Source organism: Streptomyces sp. CA-243310 (assembly GCF_050936775.1).
Classification (GTDB): Bacteria; Actinomycetota; Actinomycetes; order Streptomycetales; family Streptomycetaceae; genus Streptomyces.
The window spans coordinates 1,306,347-1,325,172 of sequence record NZ_JBNJMF010000002.1; the positions used below are offsets into that span (position 1 = coordinate 1,306,347).

The window sequence follows — 18,826 nt, forward strand, 5'->3', positions numbered from 1 at the left end:
GCCAAGTTCCCCACACGGCGCGCTCCTGCTGCGACGCTGCCTCCCATGGAAGCGGTGCTCGCGCGTATGCGCGCCCTGGACGAGCGGCTCCCCGCGCAGGACGGTGTGGCCGTCTTCAACCGGGTGTACCTGACGGTGACGCAGACGCTGCACGAACGGCTCTCCCACGGGGCGTTCCCCGCCCCGCGCAGGGCTCAGACCCTCAGCGTGTGCTTCGCCGAGCGGTACCTGGCGGCGGTGGAGGCGGACCGGGCCCCGGCCTGCTGGCGTCCGCTCCTCCAATACCGCCGACACCCCGGGATCCGGCCGCTCCAGCACGCGCTGGCGGGCATCAACGCGCACATCGGACACGACCTGGCGCTGGCGGTGGTGGCCACCTGCCGTCACCTTGGGTGTGAACCGGCCGCCCTGGAAGGGGACTTCGACCGGGTGGGCGACACCCTGGTCTCCCTGGAGGAGCAGATCCGCGAGGACCTGATGCCGGGCCCCGACCTGCTGGAGATCGCCGACCCGTTGACCCATCTCGTGGGGTCGTGGAGCCTGGAGCGCGCCCGGGCCGGCGCCTGGTCCGCGGCCCGCCTGCTGTGGACGCTGCGGCGCGTCCCCGAACTGGCCGAGGAGTTCGCCGACTCCCTGGACGCCGGTGTCGGACTGGTCGGCCGCTGTCTGCTGACCCCGCGCGGCTGAAATCCCGTGCGGGCGGGGCGGGCCGCCGGCCGGCCTCCCCCGGTGACCGGCCTCGCCGCCCGTCGCCCGCAGGTCCTCGACCCGACCCGGACGCCTCGGCGGCGGTCCGCCGCGCTGCGCACCCGTGTCGCGCGGTTCGCCCCGTACGGTTCCCGCGCCACCTTCGCCCACCTCGCGCGCGGCGCCCGCATGCCCGAGAACGGGCCGCGGGCACGAGAACGGGCCGCCGCCGCGCTGTTCGCGCGGGGGCGGCCCGTGGTCACGGGGTCCGGGAGGGGTCAGTCCTCCGGGAGCTCCACCGGCGCGATGTCGTCGTAGACGTCGCCCGGTCCCGGGTTCGTGGTGTCGGTCGTGCCGCCGAGGTGGTGCATGACGCCCCAGACCGCGTTGAGGGCGGTCTGCACGGCGCCTTCGGCCCAGCCTGCCGTCCAGGAGATGTCGTCGCCCGCGAGGAAGATGCCGCGCTTGTCCTCGGGGAGGCGGTCCTGCATGAAGTGGGTGAACAGGCGGCGCTGGTAGCGGTAGTGGCCCGGCAGGTTCGCCTTGAACGCGCCCATGAAGTAGGGCTCGTTCTCCCAGGAGACGGTGACCGGGTTGCCGATGATGTGCCGTCGGATGTCGACGTTCGGGTAGATCTCGCCGAGGGACTTCAGCATGACCTCCATCCGCTCGTTCGCGGACAGCGGCAGCCACTTCAGGCTGTCGTCGCACCAGGTGTACGAGAGGCAGATGACGGCGGGCTTGTCCGGGCCGTTGTCCAGGAGGTAGGTGCCGCGGGTCATCCGGTCGGTCAGCGTCATCGACATGACGTCGCGGCCGGTCGGGTTCCCGGCGTCGTCGACGGCCTTGTCCAGCCAGAACGGCCGGTCGACGGGGACGAACAGCTTCGAGCTCTCCATGTAGTGGGTGCGCTCGATCGCCGTCCAGTGGTCGATCGGGAAGAGCGTGTCGTCGCACTCGATCTTGGACAGCAGCATCCACGACTGCGCGGTGAAGATCGCGGCGCGGTACGTGCGGATGTCGCCGGTGGCGTCGGTGACCGTGATCCGGTTGCCGGCCGTGCGGTGCAGGCGGGTGACCGCCGGGCGCGGGGCGCCGTCGTGCAGGGTGGACAGCGAGGTGCCCTGGGCCCAGTGGAGGATCTTGCCGGGCGCGCGGTCCCACAGGCGCAGCGGCAGCTGCTGCGAGCCGCCGACGATGCCGCGGTGGTGGTCGTCCGCCTCGGTGTAGACGACGCGGAGGATCTCCAGGATGGAGTTCGGGAAGTCGGTGTCCCAGCCGCCCGTGCCGAAGCCGACCTGGCCGAAGATCTCGCGCTTGCGGAAGGACTGGAAGGCCTCGGACTTGCAGAGGAAGCCGTAGAAGGTCTCGTCGTCGAGCTTCTCGACGAGCTTGGCCCAGATCTCGCGGATGCGCGGGACGTCCCGCTCGCGCATCGCGGTGTTCATGTCGGAGAAGTCGGCGCCCTCGTCGAGGCAGGCGTTCCACGCGGCGGCGACGTCGCGGTAGACCTGCGGGAGGTCGGCGATGGTCTCGGCGTAGTGGGTCTCCCCCTTGAGGTCCACGACCGTGGAGGGGGTGGCCTCGGCGAGCGGGTTCGGGAAGGGCTCGGTGGCCAGGCCGACGAGGTCGATGTAGTGCTGGAGGGCCGTGGAGGACGGCGGGAAGCGCATGGCGCCCATCTCCGCGGTCAGTTCCTCGGTGCCGGCGCCCTCGAAGCCGACGGTGCGCAGCCGGCCGCCGATCTGGTCGGCCTCGTAGACGACGGGCTTGAGGCCCATCTTCATCAGCTCGTAGGCGGAGATGATGCCGGACAGTCCGCCGCCGATGACGGCGACCTCCGTGCCGAACTCCGTCGCCGGGATCTGGCCGAGCCCCGCCGGGTGGGCCAGGAAGTCGTCGTACGCGTACGGGAAGTCCGGGCCGAACATGGTGATCGGGGGCTGTCCGTCGCTGTGCGGGACGGCGGTGGTGGGCACCGTGGACGTCATGGGGTACGGCTCCTTGCGAACGGACTCGGGCAGTGGGGGCGGGAGGGCGGACCGGGGGCGGGTCCGTGGGGTTCCGGGCTCTGGTGGGTCAGACCAGCGAGGCGTAGAGCCCCGGGCGGCGGTCGCGCAGGTAGGGGTTGGTCTCGCGCGAGACCCGCAGCAGTTCCGGGTCGGCCTCGCCGAAGACGAGTTCCTCGCCGCGGCCGGCCCGGGTGCGGGTGACCCCGTCGGGGGCGGCCAGGCAGCTGAGGCCGACGAACTCGAACTCGCCCTCGGGGCCGGTGCGGTTGACGTACGCGATGTACATCTGGTTCTCGAAGGCCCGGACGGGGACCAGCTGCTCGGCGACGAACTGGAACGGGTGCATCTGCGCGGTCGGGACGAGGAGGAGGTCCGTGCCGGCCAGCGCGTGCGCGCGGACGTTCTCGGGGAACTCCACGTCGTAGCAGATCAGGATGCCGATGCGGAGGCCGTTCAGGTCCGCCTGGACGACGGGGGTGTCGCCGGGGGTGAAGGCGTCCTGCTCGAAGCAGCCGAAGAGGTGGGTCTTGCGGTGGTTCGCGAGCGGGGTCCCGTCGGGACCGATGAGCTGCGCGGAGTTGAAGACGGCGTCGCCCGCCCGCTCCGGGTAGCCGTACAGGACGGCGACGCCGTGGCGGCGGGCGATGTCGCCGATGGCGACGGCGGACGGGCCGTCGGCCGGCTCGGCGATGCCGGGGATGTCCTGGAGGTCCAGCGCGTAGCCGGTCAGGAACATCTCCGAGGTCACGAGGAGCCCGGCCCCGCCCTGTGCGGCACGTGCCGCGGCCTCGTCGAGCGCCTTCAGGTTCGCGGCGGTGTCGCCGAGCCGTCCGGAGCTCTGGAGGAGGGCGGTGCGCAGCGGGGGCATGGGCGTACCTCTGTGACAGGTGGGGAGGGGGTCATTAGACGGTACGTTCGGGCGTTCGACCGGGACAAGCCGTCACCGTTGCGCTCGGAGTATCGATTCGTTGCGCATTCGGCGGGTCGAGCGGCGATTCGTTGCACGCACCCCCTCCGCCGCCGATTCACTCGCCCGAGCGGAAGGCGGGATGGGCGCGGAGGCGACCCAGGTACGAGCGTACGGACCGCCCCGCCCCGGCCGACGCGGGGTGGTGTCGCAGCGCCACCCACAGGTCCACGTCGGTGACGGTCGGCCGGTCGCCCAGGGCGTACGGGGACCGGGCCAGGCGCTGTTCCAGCAGGGCGAGGGCGGCCGACCACCCGGCCGGGGGCGCGGTGTCGTCCAGGAGTGTCCGGACGGCCTCGGCGAGCGCGGCGGGGGCGGGCGGGGCGAGATCGGGGCGCCCCGCGAGACCGACGGCCAGGTCGTCGATGATGTCGGGGGTGTGGTTGCTGACCACGCGGCCGCTCCAGGTGTCGCTGAGCGCGGGAACGGTGAGGGTGCCGTCGTAGTGGTGTCCGGCGGCCTCGTACGCCGCGCGCAGGGCGGCATGGGAGGCCGGATCCCCGAGCACGGTGGTGCCCACGCAGTCGGCGAGGCCGAGGAGGCGCAGGGTGGTGGTGACCCGGAGCGAGCGGGGACAGTCGGCGGCGAGGTGCAGGTGGTAGCGGCGGGGGTCGGGCGAGAAGCCGCTGCCGATGCGGCCTCGGAGGGCCGGGGCGGGGGCGGTGCGGGGCAGGGTGATCTGGAGCATGGCTCTCCTCGGTCGTCGGTACCGGGGCCTGCGGGGCCGCGGGGTGGGTCGTCGGTGAGCGGTACCCGGGCCGAGGGTGCCCCGGGCCCGGGCAGGAGGAGGCGCGGCGGGTGGGAAAGGGGACGCCGCGGCGCGGGCGGCCCGGCCGTGCCGGGGCACGGGAGGGCGCCCCGGCCGCCGCCCGCACACGGCGGCGCGGAGGCGTGGCGGGACCGCGGGTCGGCGGGCCTGATCGGCCGGCCGGGCGGTGGAGAGGGCTTCAGGCGTGCGCGGCGAAGGCGCTGCAGACGCGGAGCAGGTCGATGTGCAGGCGTCGGGTCAGCCACGAGCGGCGCAGGGGATGCGTCCCCGTCTCGGGTGTCCGGGCCATCTCCACCGATCTCGTCCTGTCCTCGGGGCATAAACCCGCCCGTCGCGGGCGCTGACGATCCTGACCGTCCCCCGCAGTCTCACGGCGTCGCGCGAGGCCGTCAAGAAGTCGGTCACGAACCGGCGACCCCGCGTATTCGACGGAAGGATCCCCGCACCTCATGTCCCCCGACACGGACACCGACACACATCCTCTCGACAACCCGGTCTGGGCGGCGCTGAGCGGCCCGCACCGCGACTTCGCGATACCCGGTGGGCGCGCCGCCCGCTACCGGACGGACGCGAACCCCTTCGCCGCCCTGGCCGATCCGGACGACCCGCGCGCCTGGGAGGACCTCGCGGCGCTCGTGGGTCCCGGCACGGAGGTCTGGTTGACGGGGTTGCCGACGCCGCCCGCCGGCTGGGAGACGGTGTTGGCCGTACCGGGCGTCCAGCTCGACGGCAGCGCGGTGCCCGGCGAGCCGGCGCCCGAGGCGGTGCGGCTCGGGGCGGCCGACGTCCCCGAGATGCTGGACCTGGTCCGGCTGACCGAGCCGGGGCCCTTCCTGCCGCGCACCGTCGAGCTGGGCACGTACCTCGGGATCCGGCACGAGGGCCGGCTGGTGGCGATGGCCGGGGAGCGGATGCGGCCACCGGGCTGGACGGAGATCAGCGCGGTGTGCACGCACCCCGGGCACCGGGGCAAGGGCCTGGCGGCGCGGCTGATCCGGGCGGTGGCCGCCGGCATCCGCGAGCGCGGGGACGTTCCCTTCCTGCACGCCGCCGCGGGCAATGTGAACGCGATCCGTCTGTACACGTCGATGGGCTTCGTGCTGCGCCGCGAGCCGGTCTTCATCGGGGTGCGGACCCCGGGCGGCCCGGGCGACGAAAAGAAGGCTTAACACGGGGTTCATCGAGTGAGCGCACCCGGCGGCTTAGGTTCGGGGTGGGTAGCGATGAACAGGGGGGTGGCGGTGGACACGCAGTGTGCGGGCGCCCATCCCACCCCCCGGCTCGCTGCGACGGGGTCGGTCCGGTGGCATTCCCGGACCCGCTTCGGCCCGGAACGGGCCTGCGTCCCGCCGCGTCGTCCCTGAGCAACTCCCGGGCGCCCGGCCCCGATCGGCACGGGCGGCGCACCGCCCGCCTCCAATGCCCTTGTCCGATCGGCGAGTCGAGGCCCGGGGGCGTGCCCGCGCTTTCGGCGCCGGTCCCCGTACCGCCCGCTTCGACGGGTGGGCGGGCGGGTGGGGATTCCCTTGCGGGCGGGGATGTTTCAGGGGGCACGGAGCGGTCACACGCGGGGGAACCCACGTACCCCTCGGAAAGGAACTGCCATGACCGACGTCTCCCGCCTGCCGGGTTCCGCCCCCGACAACTGGCAGTGGCAATCCCGGGCGGCGTGCCGGGACCTGGGGTCCACCCGGTTCTTCCACCCCGCCGGCGAGCGTGGCGAGGACCGCGACGACCGGGACGAGGCCGCGAAGCGGATCTGCGCCGGATGCCCGGTGCGCACGGCCTGCCTCGAACACGCGCTGCGCACCCGTGAGGCCTTCGGGGTCTGGGGCGGCCTGACCGAGGAGGAGCGGCACGCCCTCCTGGGCGGTCGCCGCGCGCCGGCCCATGTGTAGAAGAGCCGGTCGGCCGCGCGCGTGCGGGACGGGCGACGACGACGGGTCGGACGTGTGAAGCGTCCGGCCCGTTTCGCTGCCCCGGCCCCTTGGCCCTTGCGGCGCCCTGGCCGGTGCGGGTCGTGGGTCGGCGAGAGCGGGCGGCGCGGTTGCCGCCGGGATAAAATTGACCGGCTGTGCGCATCGGCCGCGCGAAGGCGCATCTGCCGCGTGACGAGGTTCTGTCGACCGGGGGTCCCACGAGAGGAACACCCATGAAGCGACGCTTTCGTCTGACCGTGCTCACCCCGCTGGCGACCGGCGCCCTCGCCGTCGGTTCCGTGGTGATCTCCTCGGGTGGCGCCGGGGCGGCCGCACCGGCGGCCACCTGCTCCGTGTCGGCCACCCGGCCCGGCGGAACGGTGTCCGTGTCCGGCAGCGGGTTCGCGCCGGGACCCGCGGTCCTCTCCTCTCCGACCGCCCAGGGCGGCCGGTTCGAGGTGGGCCCCGACGGCTCCTTCACCCTCCCGAAGCGACAGAACGGCGCGTACACCGTCGCCCAGGGCGGCCGGGACACCAGGTGCGGTGGCGCGGACGAGGCGGACGCGCACGCCCGGGCGGGCGGAAACCCGTACAAGGCCGGTGTCGCCGCCGGGTGGGACGCGGTCAAGGGGAGCTGCGACGCGACCGCGCCGCCGTCGGCGAACCAGCAGTTCTCGAACGGCTGGAAGAAGGGCGCGGCCGTGGCGCGCGAGGCGTTCTGCTGAACACCCCGGTCCGCCGCACGCCCCGGCCCGCCGAAACGCCCCGGTCCGTGGACCGGGGCGTCGGCGGCTACGCGGGTGCGCCGGAGGTGAAGCGGCGCAGCAGCGGGGAGAGGACCAGGACGGATTTGGTGCGTTCCACGAAGGGCTCGCCCGCGATCCGTTCCAGTACGCGTTCGAAGTGCCTCATGTCGGAGGCGAAGATCTGCACGAGGGCGTCCGCGTCACCGGTGACGGTGGACGCGGACACGACCTCGGGGTACCGCTCCAACCCTCGCCGGATGTCGTCCGGCGAGGTGTTGTGGCGACAGTAGATCTCGATGAAGCCCTCGGTCTCCCAGCCCATGGCGGCGGGGTCGACCCGGACGGTGAAGCCGGTGATGGCTCCCTCGGCACGCAGCCGGTCCACGCGCCGTTTGACGGCGGGGGCGGAGAGTCCGACCTCGGAGCCGATGTCCGCGTAAGAACGTCGGGCGTCCTCGGCGAGGGCGTGCACGATGCGTTCGTCGAGATCGTTCAGTCGCACTGCGGGTGGATCACTTCTCTGCTGTGGCCAGTCGGGAGCGGCGAATGCCGTACAGGAAGTAGAACACGAGACCCGCTGCCATCCAGCCACCGAAAACGATCCACGTGACGGTGTCCAGGCTGAACATCATGTAGCCGCAGGCGAGGAAACCGAGGATGGGCGTGATCGGGAAGAGCGCCACCTTGAAGGTGCGCGGCATGTCGGGCTTGGTGCGGCGCAGGATGATGACGGCGATGTTGACCAGGCCGAAGGCGAAGAGGGTGCCGATGCTGGTGGCGTCGGCGAGCTTGCCGAGCGGAATGAAGGACGCGAGGATCCCGCAGAAGAGGGAAACGATCACGACATTGGCGCGGGGGGCGCCGGTCTTCGGGTTGACCTTGGCGAAGACCTTGGGGACGAGGCCGTCGCGGGACATGGCGAAGAGGATGCGGGTCTGGCCGTAGAGCACGGCGAAGACCACGGAGGCGATGGCGACGACGGCGCCCGCGGCGAGGACGACTCCCCAGAAGGTGTGACCGGAGACGTCGGTCATGATCTGCGCCAGGGCGGCCTCGGTGCCCTCGAAGTCCTGCCACGGCATGGCGCCGACGGCGACGAAGGCGACGAGGACGTAGAGCACGGTGACGATGCCCAGCGAGAGCATGATCGCGCGGGGCAGGTCGCGCTTGGGGTCCTTGGCTTCCTCACCCGCGGTGGAGGCGGCGTCGAACCCGATGTACGAGAAGAACAGCGTGGAGGCGGCGGCGCTGATGCCGGTGATGCCGAGCGGGGCGAGCGGGGTGTAGTTGCCGGCCTTGATGCCCATGAAGCCGATGCCGATGAAGAGCAGCAGCGTGACGATCTTCACGCCCACCATGATCGAGTTGACCCGGGCGCTCTCCTTGGCGCCGCCCATCAGGAAGACCATGGCGAGCAGGACCACGATCAGCGCGGGCAGGTTGATGAAGCCGCCCTCGCCCAGCGGGGCGGATATGGCCTCGGGGATGGTGACGCCGATGGTCCCGTCGAGGAGTTCGTTGAGGTACTCGCCCCAGCCGACGGCGACCGCCGCGACGGACACGCCGTACTCCAGGACCAGGCACCAGCCGCAGACCCAGGCGACGAGCTCGCCCATGGTGGCGTACGAGTAGGAGTACGAGGAGCCGGAGACCGGCACGGATCCGGCCAGCTCCGCGTAGGAGAGCGCGGAGAACAGGGCGGTCAGGCCCGCGATGACGAAGGAGATCGTGACGGCGGGGCCGGCCTTGGGGGCCGCCGTGCCGAGGACGACGAAGATGCCGGTGCCGAGGGTGGCGCCGATGCTGATCATCGTCAGCTGCCACATGGTGAGCGAGCGGCGCAGGGAGCCGCCCTCACCCTGGCCGCCCTCGGCGACCAGCTGCTCGACCGGCTTGCGGCGCAGCAAAGGATGGGCAGGCTTGCGCGGCTCCGAGGTGAGCGGTGGCGCCTGGCCGGTTTCGAGCACGAGGGGACTCCTTTGACACTGCGGGTGGGGATTCAGGCATCGACCGCAGCGATCCGGAGCAGGAGCAGGCGGGCAGGAGCCAGCCTGGGCATGGGGGACCGCCGAGCAGGCGGTCCACGCCACTCCACGTACAGCGAGTGAGCCTACGAGCTGAGTGATACCGCCCGTAATGCACCATCCTTGCACATTGGCGCACGATCGTTGCGCGGATCTGTCCTGGATGGTCCTTTGTTGCGCGCGGATGATCGATCACTGCGCGACCCCCCTCCCGACCGCCCCGACGGCAGTTCCTTGACACTTCGTCAGATCTGCCGCACGGTGCCGCCAGGACGGTGCCGCCGGCCCCTCACGGGTGTTCCCGCACGTGACGGGGCAGACGGGGGTGGTCGGCCGCGGGGTCGGCGCGCGAGGTTCCCGTACCCGACGATCGGAGGCGACGAGTGAGCGTGGCGAGACCACTGACGGCGGACGACGGGTGGTTGGACCCCGGCCCCTTCCTGCGCGGTGTCGCCTGGCTGGACGAGGGCCGGCCCGTGCGTGCCGACCCGGCGGACACCATGCGGCTGCCCTGGGACACCGGCGAGCGGGCCGCCCTGCCCATCGGGGTGCGGTTGGAGTTCACCACCGAGTCGGCGCACGCGCTGGAGATCCGCTACCGGGCGACCGTGCCCGGCCCCACCGACGCGCTGCGCGACCTCGCGCACGGCTTCGCGCTGTGGAACCGGCAGGGCATGCTCACCGAGGTCTTCACCGAGCCGGCCGCGGAGGCCGTCGTACGCGTCGGGATCACCGGCGGTCGCGGACCGTTCACCGTCCATCCGCCCGAGGCCCAGTCCCCCGTGATCCTCGGGGTGCGCGGGATCGGCGGCCCGATCTCCCCCGCCCCGACGGCCCCGCGCTGGGTGGTGCACGGCGACTCGATCACCGAGGGGTGGTGGTCCACCCGCCCCGCGCACGGCTGGCCCGCCGTCGCCGGCCGGTCGATGGGCTGGGACACCGTCAACCTCGGCTACGCGGGCGCCGCGTGCGGGGAACTCGCCACCGCCGAACAGCTCGCGGGGCTCCCCGCCGACGTGCTCACCCTGGCCTTCGGCACCAACTGCTGGTCCCGGGCGCCGTTCACCCCGGCGATGTTGTACGAGACCACGCGCGCCTTCCTCGACCTGGTCCGGCAGGGCCACCCGAGCACCCCGCTGCTGCTCCTCTCCCCGGTGCTGCGGCCCGACGCCGAGCGCACGCCGAACAAGCTGGGCGCCACCCTGGGCGCCCTGCGCGACGCCATGGAGCGCGCCACCCGCGACCGGATGGCCGCCGGGGACGGCCGGCTGGCGCTGTTGCCCGGGCGGAACCTGCTGGGAGCCGAGCACCTCGCGGACGGACTGCACCCCGACGACAACGGACACCAGGTTCTCGGCCTCGCTGTGTGCACGGCTCTGCGGCGGGCCGGGTTCGACGCGGGTTAGGTGAAAGACGACACACCTCTCGCGCTGAACGGTTCGCTCCCCCGGCGACGTGTCCTGCACAAGTTGCCGACGCTCCGGCGACGGACTCGGCAGTCATCACACGTGGGAGAGATCAAGATGGGCTTCAAGCGCGGAACCACCCTGGCCGTCGTCGCAGTCGCAGTCGCCCTTTCGGCCACGGCCTGCGGCGGAGCCGACAAGGCGGGCGGCAACACCCAGCCGGCCGGGGCCGTGGCTCCCGCGGCCGACCCCTACGGCGCCGGCGCCGGCGCGGACCCCGCGGCCGCCGCCGAGGCCAAGCCCGCCGGCCAACTGACCGTCGCCGAGAACGACAAGCTCGGCTCCGTACTCACCGACAGCGCCGGGTTCACCCTGTACCGCTTCGACAAGGACACCCCGAAGCCGCCGAAGTCGAACTGCGAGGGCGCCTGCGCGAACACGTGGCCGATCGTCCCCGCCGGGGACGTCACGGCCGCCGCGGGCGTGGACGCGGCGCTGCTGGGCGAGGTGGAGCGCGCCGACGGAAGCAAGCAGCTGACGGTGGCGGGCTGGCCGATGTACCGGTACAGCAAGGACGCCAAGGCCGGTGACACCAACGGCCAGGGCGTCGGCGGCACGTGGTTCGCCTCCGCCCCCGACGGCAAGAAGGCGGCCAAGGGGGCCGCGGCGGCACCCGCCCCCGCTCCGGAAGGCGCGGGCGAGGCGGCCGGCGCGCTGACCGTCGCCAAGGACCCGAAGCTCGGCGAGCACATCGTCGACGGGAACGGCATGACCGTCTACCGGTTCAAGAAGGACAGCGCCTGGCCCATGAAGTCCAACTGCGAGGGCGCCTGCGCGGAGAAGTGGCCCGCGGTCGCCCCGGTCGACAAGGCCAACGCCAAGGGCATCATCGAGAAGGGCTACACGGTCCTGAACCGCCCGGACGGCAAGAAGCAGCAGTCGATCGACTGCTGGCCCATCTACACCTTCAGCGGGGACAAGCAGGCCGGTGACACCAACGGCCAGGGCGTCGGCGGCACCTGGTACGCCGTCTCCCCCCAGGGCAAGCTCATCACCATCGCCAAGTAGGCGCCACGGACCATCCTGAACGCGCGACCCCCGCCCCCTCCCCCCGGCGGGGGTCGCGCCCCGTTCCGCCCCGGCGGAGCGGAACCTAGACTCGGCCCCATGCTGCGCGCACTGGCCGTCGACGACGAGAGACCCCTGCTGGAGGAACTCCTCTACCTGCTGCGCTCCGATCCGAGGGTGCGCAGCGCGGAGGGCGCCTCGGACGGCACCGAGGCGCTGCGCCGGATCACGCGGGCGCTGGAGAGCGGCCCGGACGGCCCCGACGGCATCGACGTGGTCTTCCTCGACATCCACATGGCCGGGCTGACCGGCCTGGACATCGCCCGGCTGCTCGCCGGGTTCGCGCGACCGCCGCTGATCGTGTTCGTCACCGCCCACGAGGGGTTCGCCGTCCAGGCCTTCGACCTCAAGGCGGTCGACTACGTGCTGAAGCCGGTGCGCCCCGAGCGGCTGGCCGAGGCCGTCCGCCGGGTCGGCGCCCAACTCGGCCGGCCGCAGGAGCCGCCGGCGGCGGACCGCCAGGCCCCCTCGATTGGGACGGACGGCGCCGCGCCGCCGGAGGTCGTCGTGACCGACCGCGCGCCGGACCAGATCGCCGTCGAACTGGGCGGGGTCACCCGCTTCGTGGCCATCGCCGACATCGCCCACGTGGAGGCCCAGGGCGACTACGCCCGCCTGCACACCGACGAGGGCAGCCACCTGGTGCGGATCCCGCTGTCCACGCTGGAGGAACGCTGGGCCTCCCGCGGCTTCGTCCGGATCCACCGCCGGCACCTGGTGGCGCTGCGCCGGATCGACGAACTGCGCCTGGACGGCGGCGCCACGACCGTCCGCATCGGCTCGGCGGAACTCCAGGTCAGCCGGCGCCACGCACGCGAACTCCGCGACCTCCTGATGCGCCAGGCCACCGGCTGACCTCCGGACCGCCGACCGTCCGGCGCGCCGTTCGTCGCGCCGGGGAGGGCGTACGGCGATGCCCGGGGCCCGTCGGTCGCACCGGTCGTCCCGCTTCCCCCCGCGCCGGCCGGCCGCGCGTATCGTGGATCTTCCGGCGTGGGAGGAGCAGCGGTTGTCCGAGATCGAGGCGCTGTTGGACGCGCTGACCGGACTGCCCCGGACCCGGCCCGCCGGCCCGGCCGAGGCCGAGGCCCTGTTGGCCCGGCTGCGCAGCGCGGCGGCCCGCTGGGCGGACCTGTTGTACGAGGCCCACGACGGCACCCGCCGGCAGTTGCCGCCGCGCGCGGAGGCCGCCCTGATGCAGGCCTTCCGTCGCGCCGAGGAGTCGTACGTGGAGCTGGAGATCGCCCTGCGCGACTGTGCGGACCACGGCGACCCGGCCCGCTGAAGCCCCCGCCCGGTGAACCCGACCCGGCGCACGGGGAGGGCGCCGACGCGGCGCCGCACATCTCCCGCCAAGGTGCCGGAACGCGCCTGTTCGCCGGTGCGCGGCGCTGCATAGACTCCGAAAGTCCCCGCTGCCCAGCGCATCTCCCCGTCGAAGGACCACCCGGTGAACCAGACGTACGCGCTGACCGCGGTCACCGTCGTCGTCCTGGTCACGGTGCTCGTCGGCGCGCTGGGCCTGCGGATATCCCGGACCACCTCCGACTTCTACGTCGCCTCGCGCACCGTGGGTCCGCGCCTGAACGCGGCGGCCATCAGCGGGGAGTACCTCTCCGCCGCCTCGTTCCTGGGCATCGCGGGGCTGGTGCTGCTCCAGGGGCCGCGGATGCTCTGGTATCCGGTCGGCTACACGGCCGGGTACCTGGTGTTGCTCGTGCTGGTGGCGGCCCCGTTGCGGCGCTCGGGGGCGTACACGCTGCCCGACTTCGCCGAGGCCCGGTTGGAGTCGCAGGTCGTGCGGCGGATCGCCGTGCTGTTCGTCGTCGGGGTCGGCTGGCTCTACCTGCTGCCCCAGTTGCAGGGCGCCGGGCTGACGCTGGAGATCCTCACCGGGGCCCCGACCTGGGTCGGCGGGCTGGTCGTGGCCGGTGTGGTGACGGCGGCCGTGGGGGCCGGCGGGATGCGCAGCATCACTTTCGTCCAGGCGTTCCAGTACTGGCTCAAACTCACCGCACTGCTGGTGCCGGCCTTCTTCCTGATCGCGGCCTGGGCCGGGGACGGGGCCCCGCGCGCGGGTTTCGACGCACCGGCGGTCTTCCGGGAGCACACCGCCGTGACGGTGGGCGAGGACCTGCGGATCGCGTTGGACGAGCCGTTGCCCGTGACGGTGACCGGGCGGGTGGACGGGCGTGCCGTCGAGGGCGAGTCGCTGGTCCTGGCCACCGGGCAGCACTCGGTACGGGCCGGCACCCGGCTGGAGTTCGCGCCGGAGAGCCGGGTGCCCGACGCACGCGCCGAGTCCGGCCCGGCCCGGGCCGGTTGGTCGGAGCCGCTGTCCGGGGAGCGGCGGGGACAGCAGCTGTACGCCACGTACGGGCTGATCCTGGCGACCTTCCTCGGCACGATGGGCCTGCCTCACGTGGCGGTGCGGTTCTACACCAGCCCGGACGGACGGACCGCCCGGCGCACCACCCTGGTGGTGCTGGGGCTGGTCGGGATCTTCTACCTGCTGCCGCCGGTGTACGGGACGCTGGGCCGGATCTACACGCCCGAGCTGGCGTTGACGGGCGACGCCGACGCCGCGGTGCTGGTGCTGCCGGGGCGGATGGTCGGCGGGCTGCTCGGCGAGCTGTTGGGGGCGTTGTTGGCCGGGGGCGCGTTCGCGGCGTTCCTGTCGACGGCCTCGGGGCTGACCATGGCGGTGGCCGGGGTGCTGCACCAGGACGTGCTGCCCAGGCGCGGGGTGCGCAGCTTCCGGTTCGCGGTGGTGGTCGCGATGCTGGTGCCGCTGGTGGGCGCGGTGGCGGCGACGGCGGTACCGGTGGCGGACGCGGTGGGTCTGGCTTTCGCGGTGTCGGCGTCGTCGTTCTGCCCGTTGTTGGTGTTGGGCATCTGGTGGCGCGGGTTGACCCCGCCGGGGGCGGTCGCCGGGCTGATCGCCGGGGGTGGGGCGGCGCTGGGCGCGGTGGTCGCGACCCGCGGCGGGTTGGCGGCGCCGGGCTGGGCGCACACCCTGCTGGCCTGGCCGGCCGTGTGGTCGGTACCGCTGGGCTTCCTGACGATGGTCGTGGTGTCGCTGGGTACGAGGTCGCGGATCCCGGCGGGGACCGCGACGACGCTGGCCCGGCTGCACCTGCCGGAGGACGTGGCCGGGCACCGGGCCGGGGACGCGCGGTGACGGGCGCGGTGGCGCTCGCGGTTCCGGCCCTGGCGGGCGCGGCGCTGCTGCTGGCGTCGGGTTGGGCCGGGGGGCGGTGGCACGCGCGGCGCGGCGACCGGGCGTCGGGGCTCGACCTCGGTACTCCCGTCGAGCGGGCCACCTTCCACACGCTGCACACCGCTTCGCTGGCCGCTCCCCCGCTGCGGGCCGGCCTGACCGAGGACGCCGCCCGCAAGGCCGCCAGGCGGCTGCGGTCGCTGCTCGGCACGGAGGCGCTGTGTCTGACCGACCGGGAGGCGGTGTTGGCCTGGGACGGTCCGGGGGCCGATCACCACGAGCGGCGGGCGATGGCCCGGGTGACGGCGATGCTGGAGTCGGGGCGGAGCGTGAGCCTGCGCACCGACTGCAGGCAGCCGGGTTGTCCGTTGAAGTGGGCGGTGTTCGCTCCGCTGACCGGCGAGGACGGGATGTCGGGCGCGCTCGTCGCGTACGGTTCGCGGGAGTCCGCGGTGCTGGTGCGGGCGGCGACGGAGGTCGCGCGCTGGGTGTCGGTCCAGCTGGAGCTGTCGGAGCTGGACCGGTCGCGCACCCGGCTGATGGAGGCGGAGATCAAGGCGTTGCGGGCGCAGATCTCCCCGCACTTCATCTTCAACTCCCTGGCGGCCATAGCCTCGTTCGTCCGGACCGATCCGGAGCGTGCGCGGGACCTGCTGCTGGAGTTCGCGGACTTCACCCGCTACTCGTTCCGTCGCCACGGCGACTTCACCACGCTGGCCGAGGAGTTGCGGTCCATCGAGCAGTACCTGGCCCTGGCGGGGGCCCGGTTCGGCGACCGGTTGAAGGTGACGCTGCGGGTGGCACCGGAGGTGCTGCCGGTGGCGCTGCCCTTCCTGTGTCTGCAGCCGCTGGTGGAGAACGCGGTCAAGCACGGGCTGGAGGACTCCACCGAGGAGTGCCGGATCACCATCGCGGCCCGGGACGAGGGCTCGGAGGCCGTGCTGACCATCGAGGACAACGGGGTCGGGATGGATCCGGCGCTGCTGCGGCGGATCCTGGCCGGGGAGCGGACCGGCTCCTCCTCGGGCGTGGGCCTGCCGAACGTGGACGAGCGGATGCGGCAGGTGTACGGGGACGAGTACGGGCTCGTCATCGAGACGGGGGTGGGCGCCGGCATGAAGATCACCGTGCGGATCCCCAAGTACCGGGCGGGTGTGCACTCGTCGGCACCCGGTGAACCGGGCCCGCCGCCGGGCCGGCACCGGAGCTGACCCGACCCGGGCGGCTGCGACCCGTGCGCGGCGCGACCCGGTCAGAGGGCGGCGCGCACCGCGTCGAGGATCTCGCGGGCGCCCTCGTCGATCAGTTCACCGGCCAGGGCGGCGCCGATCTTCTCGGGCGCGTCCGCGGGGCCGGTGAGGGTTCCCGACACCCTGCGGCGGCCGTCGAGGGAGGTGACCTGGGCGTGGAGGGTGAGGGTGCCGTCGGGTGCGGTGCGCGCGTGGGCTCCCACGGGGACGCTGCACCCGCCGTGCAGTTCTGCGAGGAGGGCGCGCTCCGCGCGCACCTGGGCATCGGTGTCGGGGTCGCCGACACCGGCGAGGATCTCGCGCAGCGCGGCGGACTCCTCGCGGACCTGGATGCCGAGCGCACCCTGTCCGGGTGACGGGGGGAAGTCCCCGAGCGGGAGGAACTCCCCGACGGCGTCGGCCAGTCCGAGTCGGTGCAGACCGGCGGCCGCGAGGACCACCGCGTCGAGCCCCTCCGTCTGGATCTTGCGGAGCCTCGGTGGCACGTTCCCTCGGATCGGCACGACGTCGAGGTCGGGCCGGACCGCGAGGAGCTGGGCCTTGCGCCGGGCCGACCCGGTGCCCACGCGGGCCCCCTCGCGCAGTCCGGCGAGCGTGGATCCGCAGAGCGCGTCGCGCACGTCCTCGCGGACCGGCGGGGGCAGCAGGGTCAGGCCGGCCGGGTTCTCGGTGGGCAGGTCCTTGAGCGAGTGCACGACGACGTCCACGTCGCCGCGGACCAGCGCCGCCTCCTGTTCGCTGCTGAACGCCGAACCGCCGCTGACGGCGGAGACGGCGGCCAGGGGCGACCGGCGGTCCCGGTCCCCGCCTTCGAGGATCACCCGGTGGGTGAAGGCCACGTCGGGGAACCGTTCGCGCAGCGGGGCGAGGAACTCGCGGACCTGGGTCCGGGCCAGATTGCTCGCGCGCGAGCCGACGAGATACGTGGTCACGGAAGAGCCTCTCGGATCCTGACGGGGTGTCACCAGGCTACGAGGGGCGGGGCGGTGGTGATGCAGACAGCGGGTCGGGAACGCCACGGCGGCTCCCGTGGCCCCCGCCCGCGCGAACCCCCGCGGCCCCGCGCCGCCCGGAGGGGGCGGGCCCGGGGCCGCGGAAGGGAGGAGCCGATCGCTCGGGTGACGACTGGACCTAGCTCCAGCTGGCGTGCAGGGGCTTGCCCTCGGCGTAGCCGGCGGCGGACTGGATGCCGACCACGGCCTTCTCCTCGAACTCCGCGAGGGAGCCCGCGCCCGCGTAGGTGCACGAGGAGCGCACGCCCGCGATGATCGAGTCGATCAGGTCCTCGACGCCCGGACGGGTCGGGTCGAGGAACATCCGCGAGGTGGAGATGCCCTCTTCGAAGAGCCCCTTGCGGGCCCGGTCGTAGGCCGACTCCTCGGAGGTCCGGTTGCGCACCGCGCGGGCCGAGGCCATGCCGAAGGACTCCTTGTAGAAGCGACCGTCGGCGGACTGCTGGAGGTCGCCCGGGGACTCGTACGTCCCGGCGAACCAGGAACCGATCATGACGTTCGAGGCGCCGGCGGCCAGCGCCATCGCCACGTCGCGCGGGTGGCGGACGCCGCCGTCGGCCCAGACGTGCTTGCCGTGCTTCCTGGCCTCGGCCGCGCACTCCATCACCGCGGAGAACTGCGGGCGGCCCACGCCGGTCATCATGCGGGTGGTGCACATGGCGCCGGGGCCCACACCGACCTTGATGATGTCGGCGCCGGCCTCGATGAGGTCCTTGACGCCCTCGGCGGCGACGATGTTGCCCGCCACGATCGGGACCTGCGGGTCCAGCGCCCGGACGGCCTTGATCGCGTTGATCATCGACTCCTGGTGGCCGTGGGCCGTGTCGATCACGATCGTGTCGACGCCCGCGTCGAGGAGCTGCTTGGCCTTGGCCGCGAAGTCGCCGTTGATGCCGACGGCGGCCGCGATGCGCAGCTTGCCCCGGGCGTCGGTGGCGGGGGTGTAGAGGGTCGCGCGCAGGGCGCCCTTGCGGGTCAGGATCCCGACGAGCCTGCCGTCCTCGTCGACGGCGGGGGCCAGCTTGCGGTGGCCGGCGTCGAGCTTGTTGAAGGCCTCGCGCGGGTCGATGTCGGCGTCGATGAGCAGCAGCTCCTTCGACATGACCTCGGAGATCTGGGTGAAGCGGTCCACGCCGGTGAGGTCGTGGTCGGTGACGACGCCGATCGGGCGGTTGTCGGCGTCGACGACGATGCCGGCGCCGTGGGCCCGCTTGGGCAGCAGGGACAGCGCGTCCGCGACGGTCTGGGTGGGCGCCAGGGTGATCGGCGTGTCGAGCACGTGGTGGCGGGTCTTCACCCAGGAGATGACGTCGGTGACGACGTCGATGGGGATGTCCTGCGGGATGACGACGATGCCGCCGCGGCGGGCGACGGTCTCGGCCATCCGGCGCCCCGCGATGGCGGTCATGTTCGCCACGACGAGCGGAATGGTGGTGCCGGTGCCGTCGGGCGAGGACAGGTCCACGGCCTGGCGGGAGCCGACCGCGGAGCGGCTCGGCACCATGAACACATCGTCGTACGTCAGGTCGTACGGCGGCTTCAGGTCATTGAGGAAACGCACGTGCTGAACATCCCAGTCGTTCGGAGGAGCCCGTCATGCCCGGGCGGGGCAGCCGAGGAAACGCACGTACTTCATTCTCCCATGTCCCGCCGTTCGTGCCGCCCGGGTCGATCGTCCAGGACAT

17 protein-coding genes are annotated in these 18,826 nt (G+C 73.1%); 10 read left to right on the forward strand and 7 right to left on the reverse strand.

What is annotated here, in order from left to right; translation table 11 throughout:
* Nucleotides 1-45: 45 nt before the first annotated feature.
* Entirely contained in the window at nt 46-687 is a 642-nt protein-coding gene (locus ACQEVM_RS23400) for a DUF5995 family protein (protein ID WP_433082081.1), read from the forward strand.
* A gap of 278 nt (nt 688-965) precedes the next feature.
* Here the strand turns inward: ACQEVM_RS23400 and ACQEVM_RS23405 are convergent, their stop codons facing one another.
* The 3 genes from ACQEVM_RS23405 to ACQEVM_RS23415 all read right to left on the reverse strand — a co-directional run bounded on the left by ACQEVM_RS23405 (nt 966) and on the right by ACQEVM_RS23415 (nt 4,354).
* Nucleotides 966-2,678 (reverse strand): flavin monoamine oxidase family protein, encoded by a 1,713-nt coding sequence (locus ACQEVM_RS23405; protein ID WP_433082083.1) that lies wholly within the window; start codon nt 2,676-2,678, stop codon nt 966-968.
* An 88-nt stretch (nt 2,679-2,766) separates the two neighbouring features.
* On the reverse strand, nt 2,767-3,567 hold the full coding sequence (locus tag ACQEVM_RS23410; protein ID WP_433082085.1) for a carbon-nitrogen hydrolase family protein: 801 nt from the start codon (nt 3,565-3,567) through the stop codon (nt 2,767-2,769).
* 157 nt (nt 3,568-3,724) lie between these two features.
* Nucleotides 3,725-4,354, reverse strand: a complete 630-nt coding sequence (locus tag ACQEVM_RS23415; RefSeq protein WP_433082087.1) for a glutathione S-transferase C-terminal domain-containing protein — start codon at nt 4,352-4,354, stop codon at nt 3,725-3,727.
* 530 nt (nt 4,355-4,884) lie between these two features.
* On the opposite strand from ACQEVM_RS23415, the gene ACQEVM_RS23420 reads away from it, so the two are divergent.
* The 3 genes from ACQEVM_RS23420 to ACQEVM_RS23430 all read left to right on the forward strand — a co-directional run bounded on the left by ACQEVM_RS23420 (nt 4,885) and on the right by ACQEVM_RS23430 (nt 7,079).
* Nucleotides 4,885-5,604 carry a GNAT family N-acetyltransferase gene (locus tag ACQEVM_RS23420; RefSeq protein ID WP_433082089.1) on the forward strand — a complete coding sequence of 240 codons (720 nt, stop codon included), beginning with the start codon at nt 4,885-4,887 and terminating at the stop codon, nt 5,602-5,604.
* 435 nt (nt 5,605-6,039) lie between these two features.
* Nucleotides 6,040-6,333: a WhiB family transcriptional regulator gene (locus ACQEVM_RS23425; RefSeq protein WP_433082091.1), complete on the forward strand. Its 294-nt coding sequence runs from the start codon at nt 6,040-6,042 to the stop codon at nt 6,331-6,333.
* 254 nt (nt 6,334-6,587) lie between these two features.
* On the forward strand, nt 6,588-7,079 hold the full coding sequence (locus tag ACQEVM_RS23430; protein ID WP_433082093.1) for a hypothetical protein: 492 nt from the start codon (nt 6,588-6,590) through the stop codon (nt 7,077-7,079).
* Between the two features lie 67 nt (nt 7,080-7,146).
* Here the strand turns inward: ACQEVM_RS23430 and ACQEVM_RS23435 are convergent, their stop codons facing one another.
* Nucleotides 7,147-7,602, reverse strand: a complete 456-nt coding sequence (locus ACQEVM_RS23435) for an Lrp/AsnC family transcriptional regulator (protein ID WP_030027017.1) — start codon at nt 7,600-7,602, stop codon at nt 7,147-7,149.
* 10 nt (nt 7,603-7,612) lie between these two features.
* A complete protein-coding gene (locus ACQEVM_RS23440) occupies nt 7,613-9,067 on the reverse strand; it encodes an amino acid permease (RefSeq protein ID WP_267799414.1) in 1,455 nt (484 codons plus the stop codon).
* 446 nt (nt 9,068-9,513) lie between these two features.
* On the opposite strand from ACQEVM_RS23440, the gene ACQEVM_RS23445 reads away from it, so the two are divergent.
* The 6 genes from ACQEVM_RS23445 (at nt 9,514) to ACQEVM_RS23470 (ending at nt 16,089) form a co-directional block, all read left to right on the forward strand.
* On the forward strand, nt 9,514-10,530 hold the full coding sequence (locus tag ACQEVM_RS23445; protein WP_433082096.1) for a GDSL-type esterase/lipase family protein: 1,017 nt from the start codon (nt 9,514-9,516) through the stop codon (nt 10,528-10,530).
* Between the two features lie 117 nt (nt 10,531-10,647).
* Nucleotides 10,648-11,598 carry an SCO0930 family lipoprotein gene (locus tag ACQEVM_RS23450; protein WP_433085340.1) on the forward strand — a complete coding sequence of 317 codons (951 nt, stop codon included), beginning with the start codon at nt 10,648-10,650 and terminating at the stop codon, nt 11,596-11,598.
* A 99-nt stretch (nt 11,599-11,697) separates the two neighbouring features.
* A complete protein-coding gene (locus ACQEVM_RS23455; protein WP_433082098.1) occupies nt 11,698-12,513 on the forward strand; it encodes a LytR/AlgR family response regulator transcription factor in 816 nt (271 codons plus the stop codon).
* 154 nt (nt 12,514-12,667) lie between these two features.
* A complete protein-coding gene (locus tag ACQEVM_RS23460) occupies nt 12,668-12,943 on the forward strand; it encodes a hypothetical protein (protein WP_433082100.1) in 276 nt (91 codons plus the stop codon).
* Nucleotides 12,944-13,108: 165 nt separating this feature from the next.
* Complete coding sequence (locus ACQEVM_RS23465) at nt 13,109-14,839, forward strand: cation acetate symporter (protein WP_433082102.1); 1,731 nt, start codon at nt 13,109-13,111, stop codon at nt 14,837-14,839.
* Nucleotides 14,836-16,089, forward strand: coding sequence for a sensor histidine kinase (locus ACQEVM_RS23470; protein WP_433082104.1), 1,254 nt, complete (start codon nt 14,836-14,838; stop codon nt 16,087-16,089). The genes ACQEVM_RS23465 and ACQEVM_RS23470 overlap by 4 nt, the downstream gene beginning before the upstream one ends.
* A 41-nt stretch (nt 16,090-16,130) precedes the next feature.
* On the opposite strand, the gene hemC is transcribed toward ACQEVM_RS23470, so the two are convergent.
* Nucleotides 16,131-17,060 carry a hydroxymethylbilane synthase gene (hemC, locus tag ACQEVM_RS23475; protein WP_433082106.1) on the reverse strand — a complete coding sequence of 310 codons (930 nt, stop codon included), beginning with the start codon at nt 17,058-17,060 and terminating at the stop codon, nt 16,131-16,133.
* A gap of 199 nt (nt 17,061-17,259) precedes the next feature.
* The gene (locus ACQEVM_RS23480; protein ID WP_433082108.1) at nt 17,260-18,702 is read right to left on the reverse strand and encodes a GuaB1 family IMP dehydrogenase-related protein; all 1,443 of its coding nucleotides are present in this window, start codon (nt 18,700-18,702) and stop codon (nt 17,260-17,262) included.
* Nucleotides 18,703-18,826: the final 124 nt, after the last annotated feature.

Bases quoted from the DNA above. Each gene is read 5' to 3' on its own strand.
- ACQEVM_RS23430 (WP_433082093.1), top strand. From the start codon at position 6,588: ATGAAGCGACGCTTTCGTCTGACCGTGCTCACCCCGCTGGCGACCGGC.
- ACQEVM_RS23410 (WP_433082085.1), bottom strand. From the start codon at position 3,567: ATGCCCCCGCTGCGCACCGCCCTCCTCCAGAGCTCCGGACGGCTCGGC.
- ACQEVM_RS23425 (WP_433082091.1), top strand. From the start codon at position 6,040: ATGACCGACGTCTCCCGCCTGCCGGGTTCCGCCCCCGACAACTGGCAG.
- ACQEVM_RS23415 (WP_433082087.1), bottom strand. From the start codon at position 4,354: ATGCTCCAGATCACCCTGCCCCGCACCGCCCCCGCCCCGGCCCTCCGA.
- ACQEVM_RS23405 (WP_433082083.1), bottom strand. From the start codon at position 2,678: ATGACGTCCACGGTGCCCACCACCGCCGTCCCGCACAGCGACGGACAG.
- ACQEVM_RS23450 (WP_433085340.1), top strand. From the start codon at position 10,648: ATGGGCTTCAAGCGCGGAACCACCCTGGCCGTCGTCGCAGTCGCAGTC.
- ACQEVM_RS23400 (WP_433082081.1), top strand. From the start codon at position 46: ATGGAAGCGGTGCTCGCGCGTATGCGCGCCCTGGACGAGCGGCTCCCC.
- ACQEVM_RS23420 (WP_433082089.1), top strand. From the start codon at position 4,885: ATGTCCCCCGACACGGACACCGACACACATCCTCTCGACAACCCGGTC.
- ACQEVM_RS23455 (WP_433082098.1), top strand. From the start codon at position 11,698: ATGCTGCGCGCACTGGCCGTCGACGACGAGAGACCCCTGCTGGAGGAA.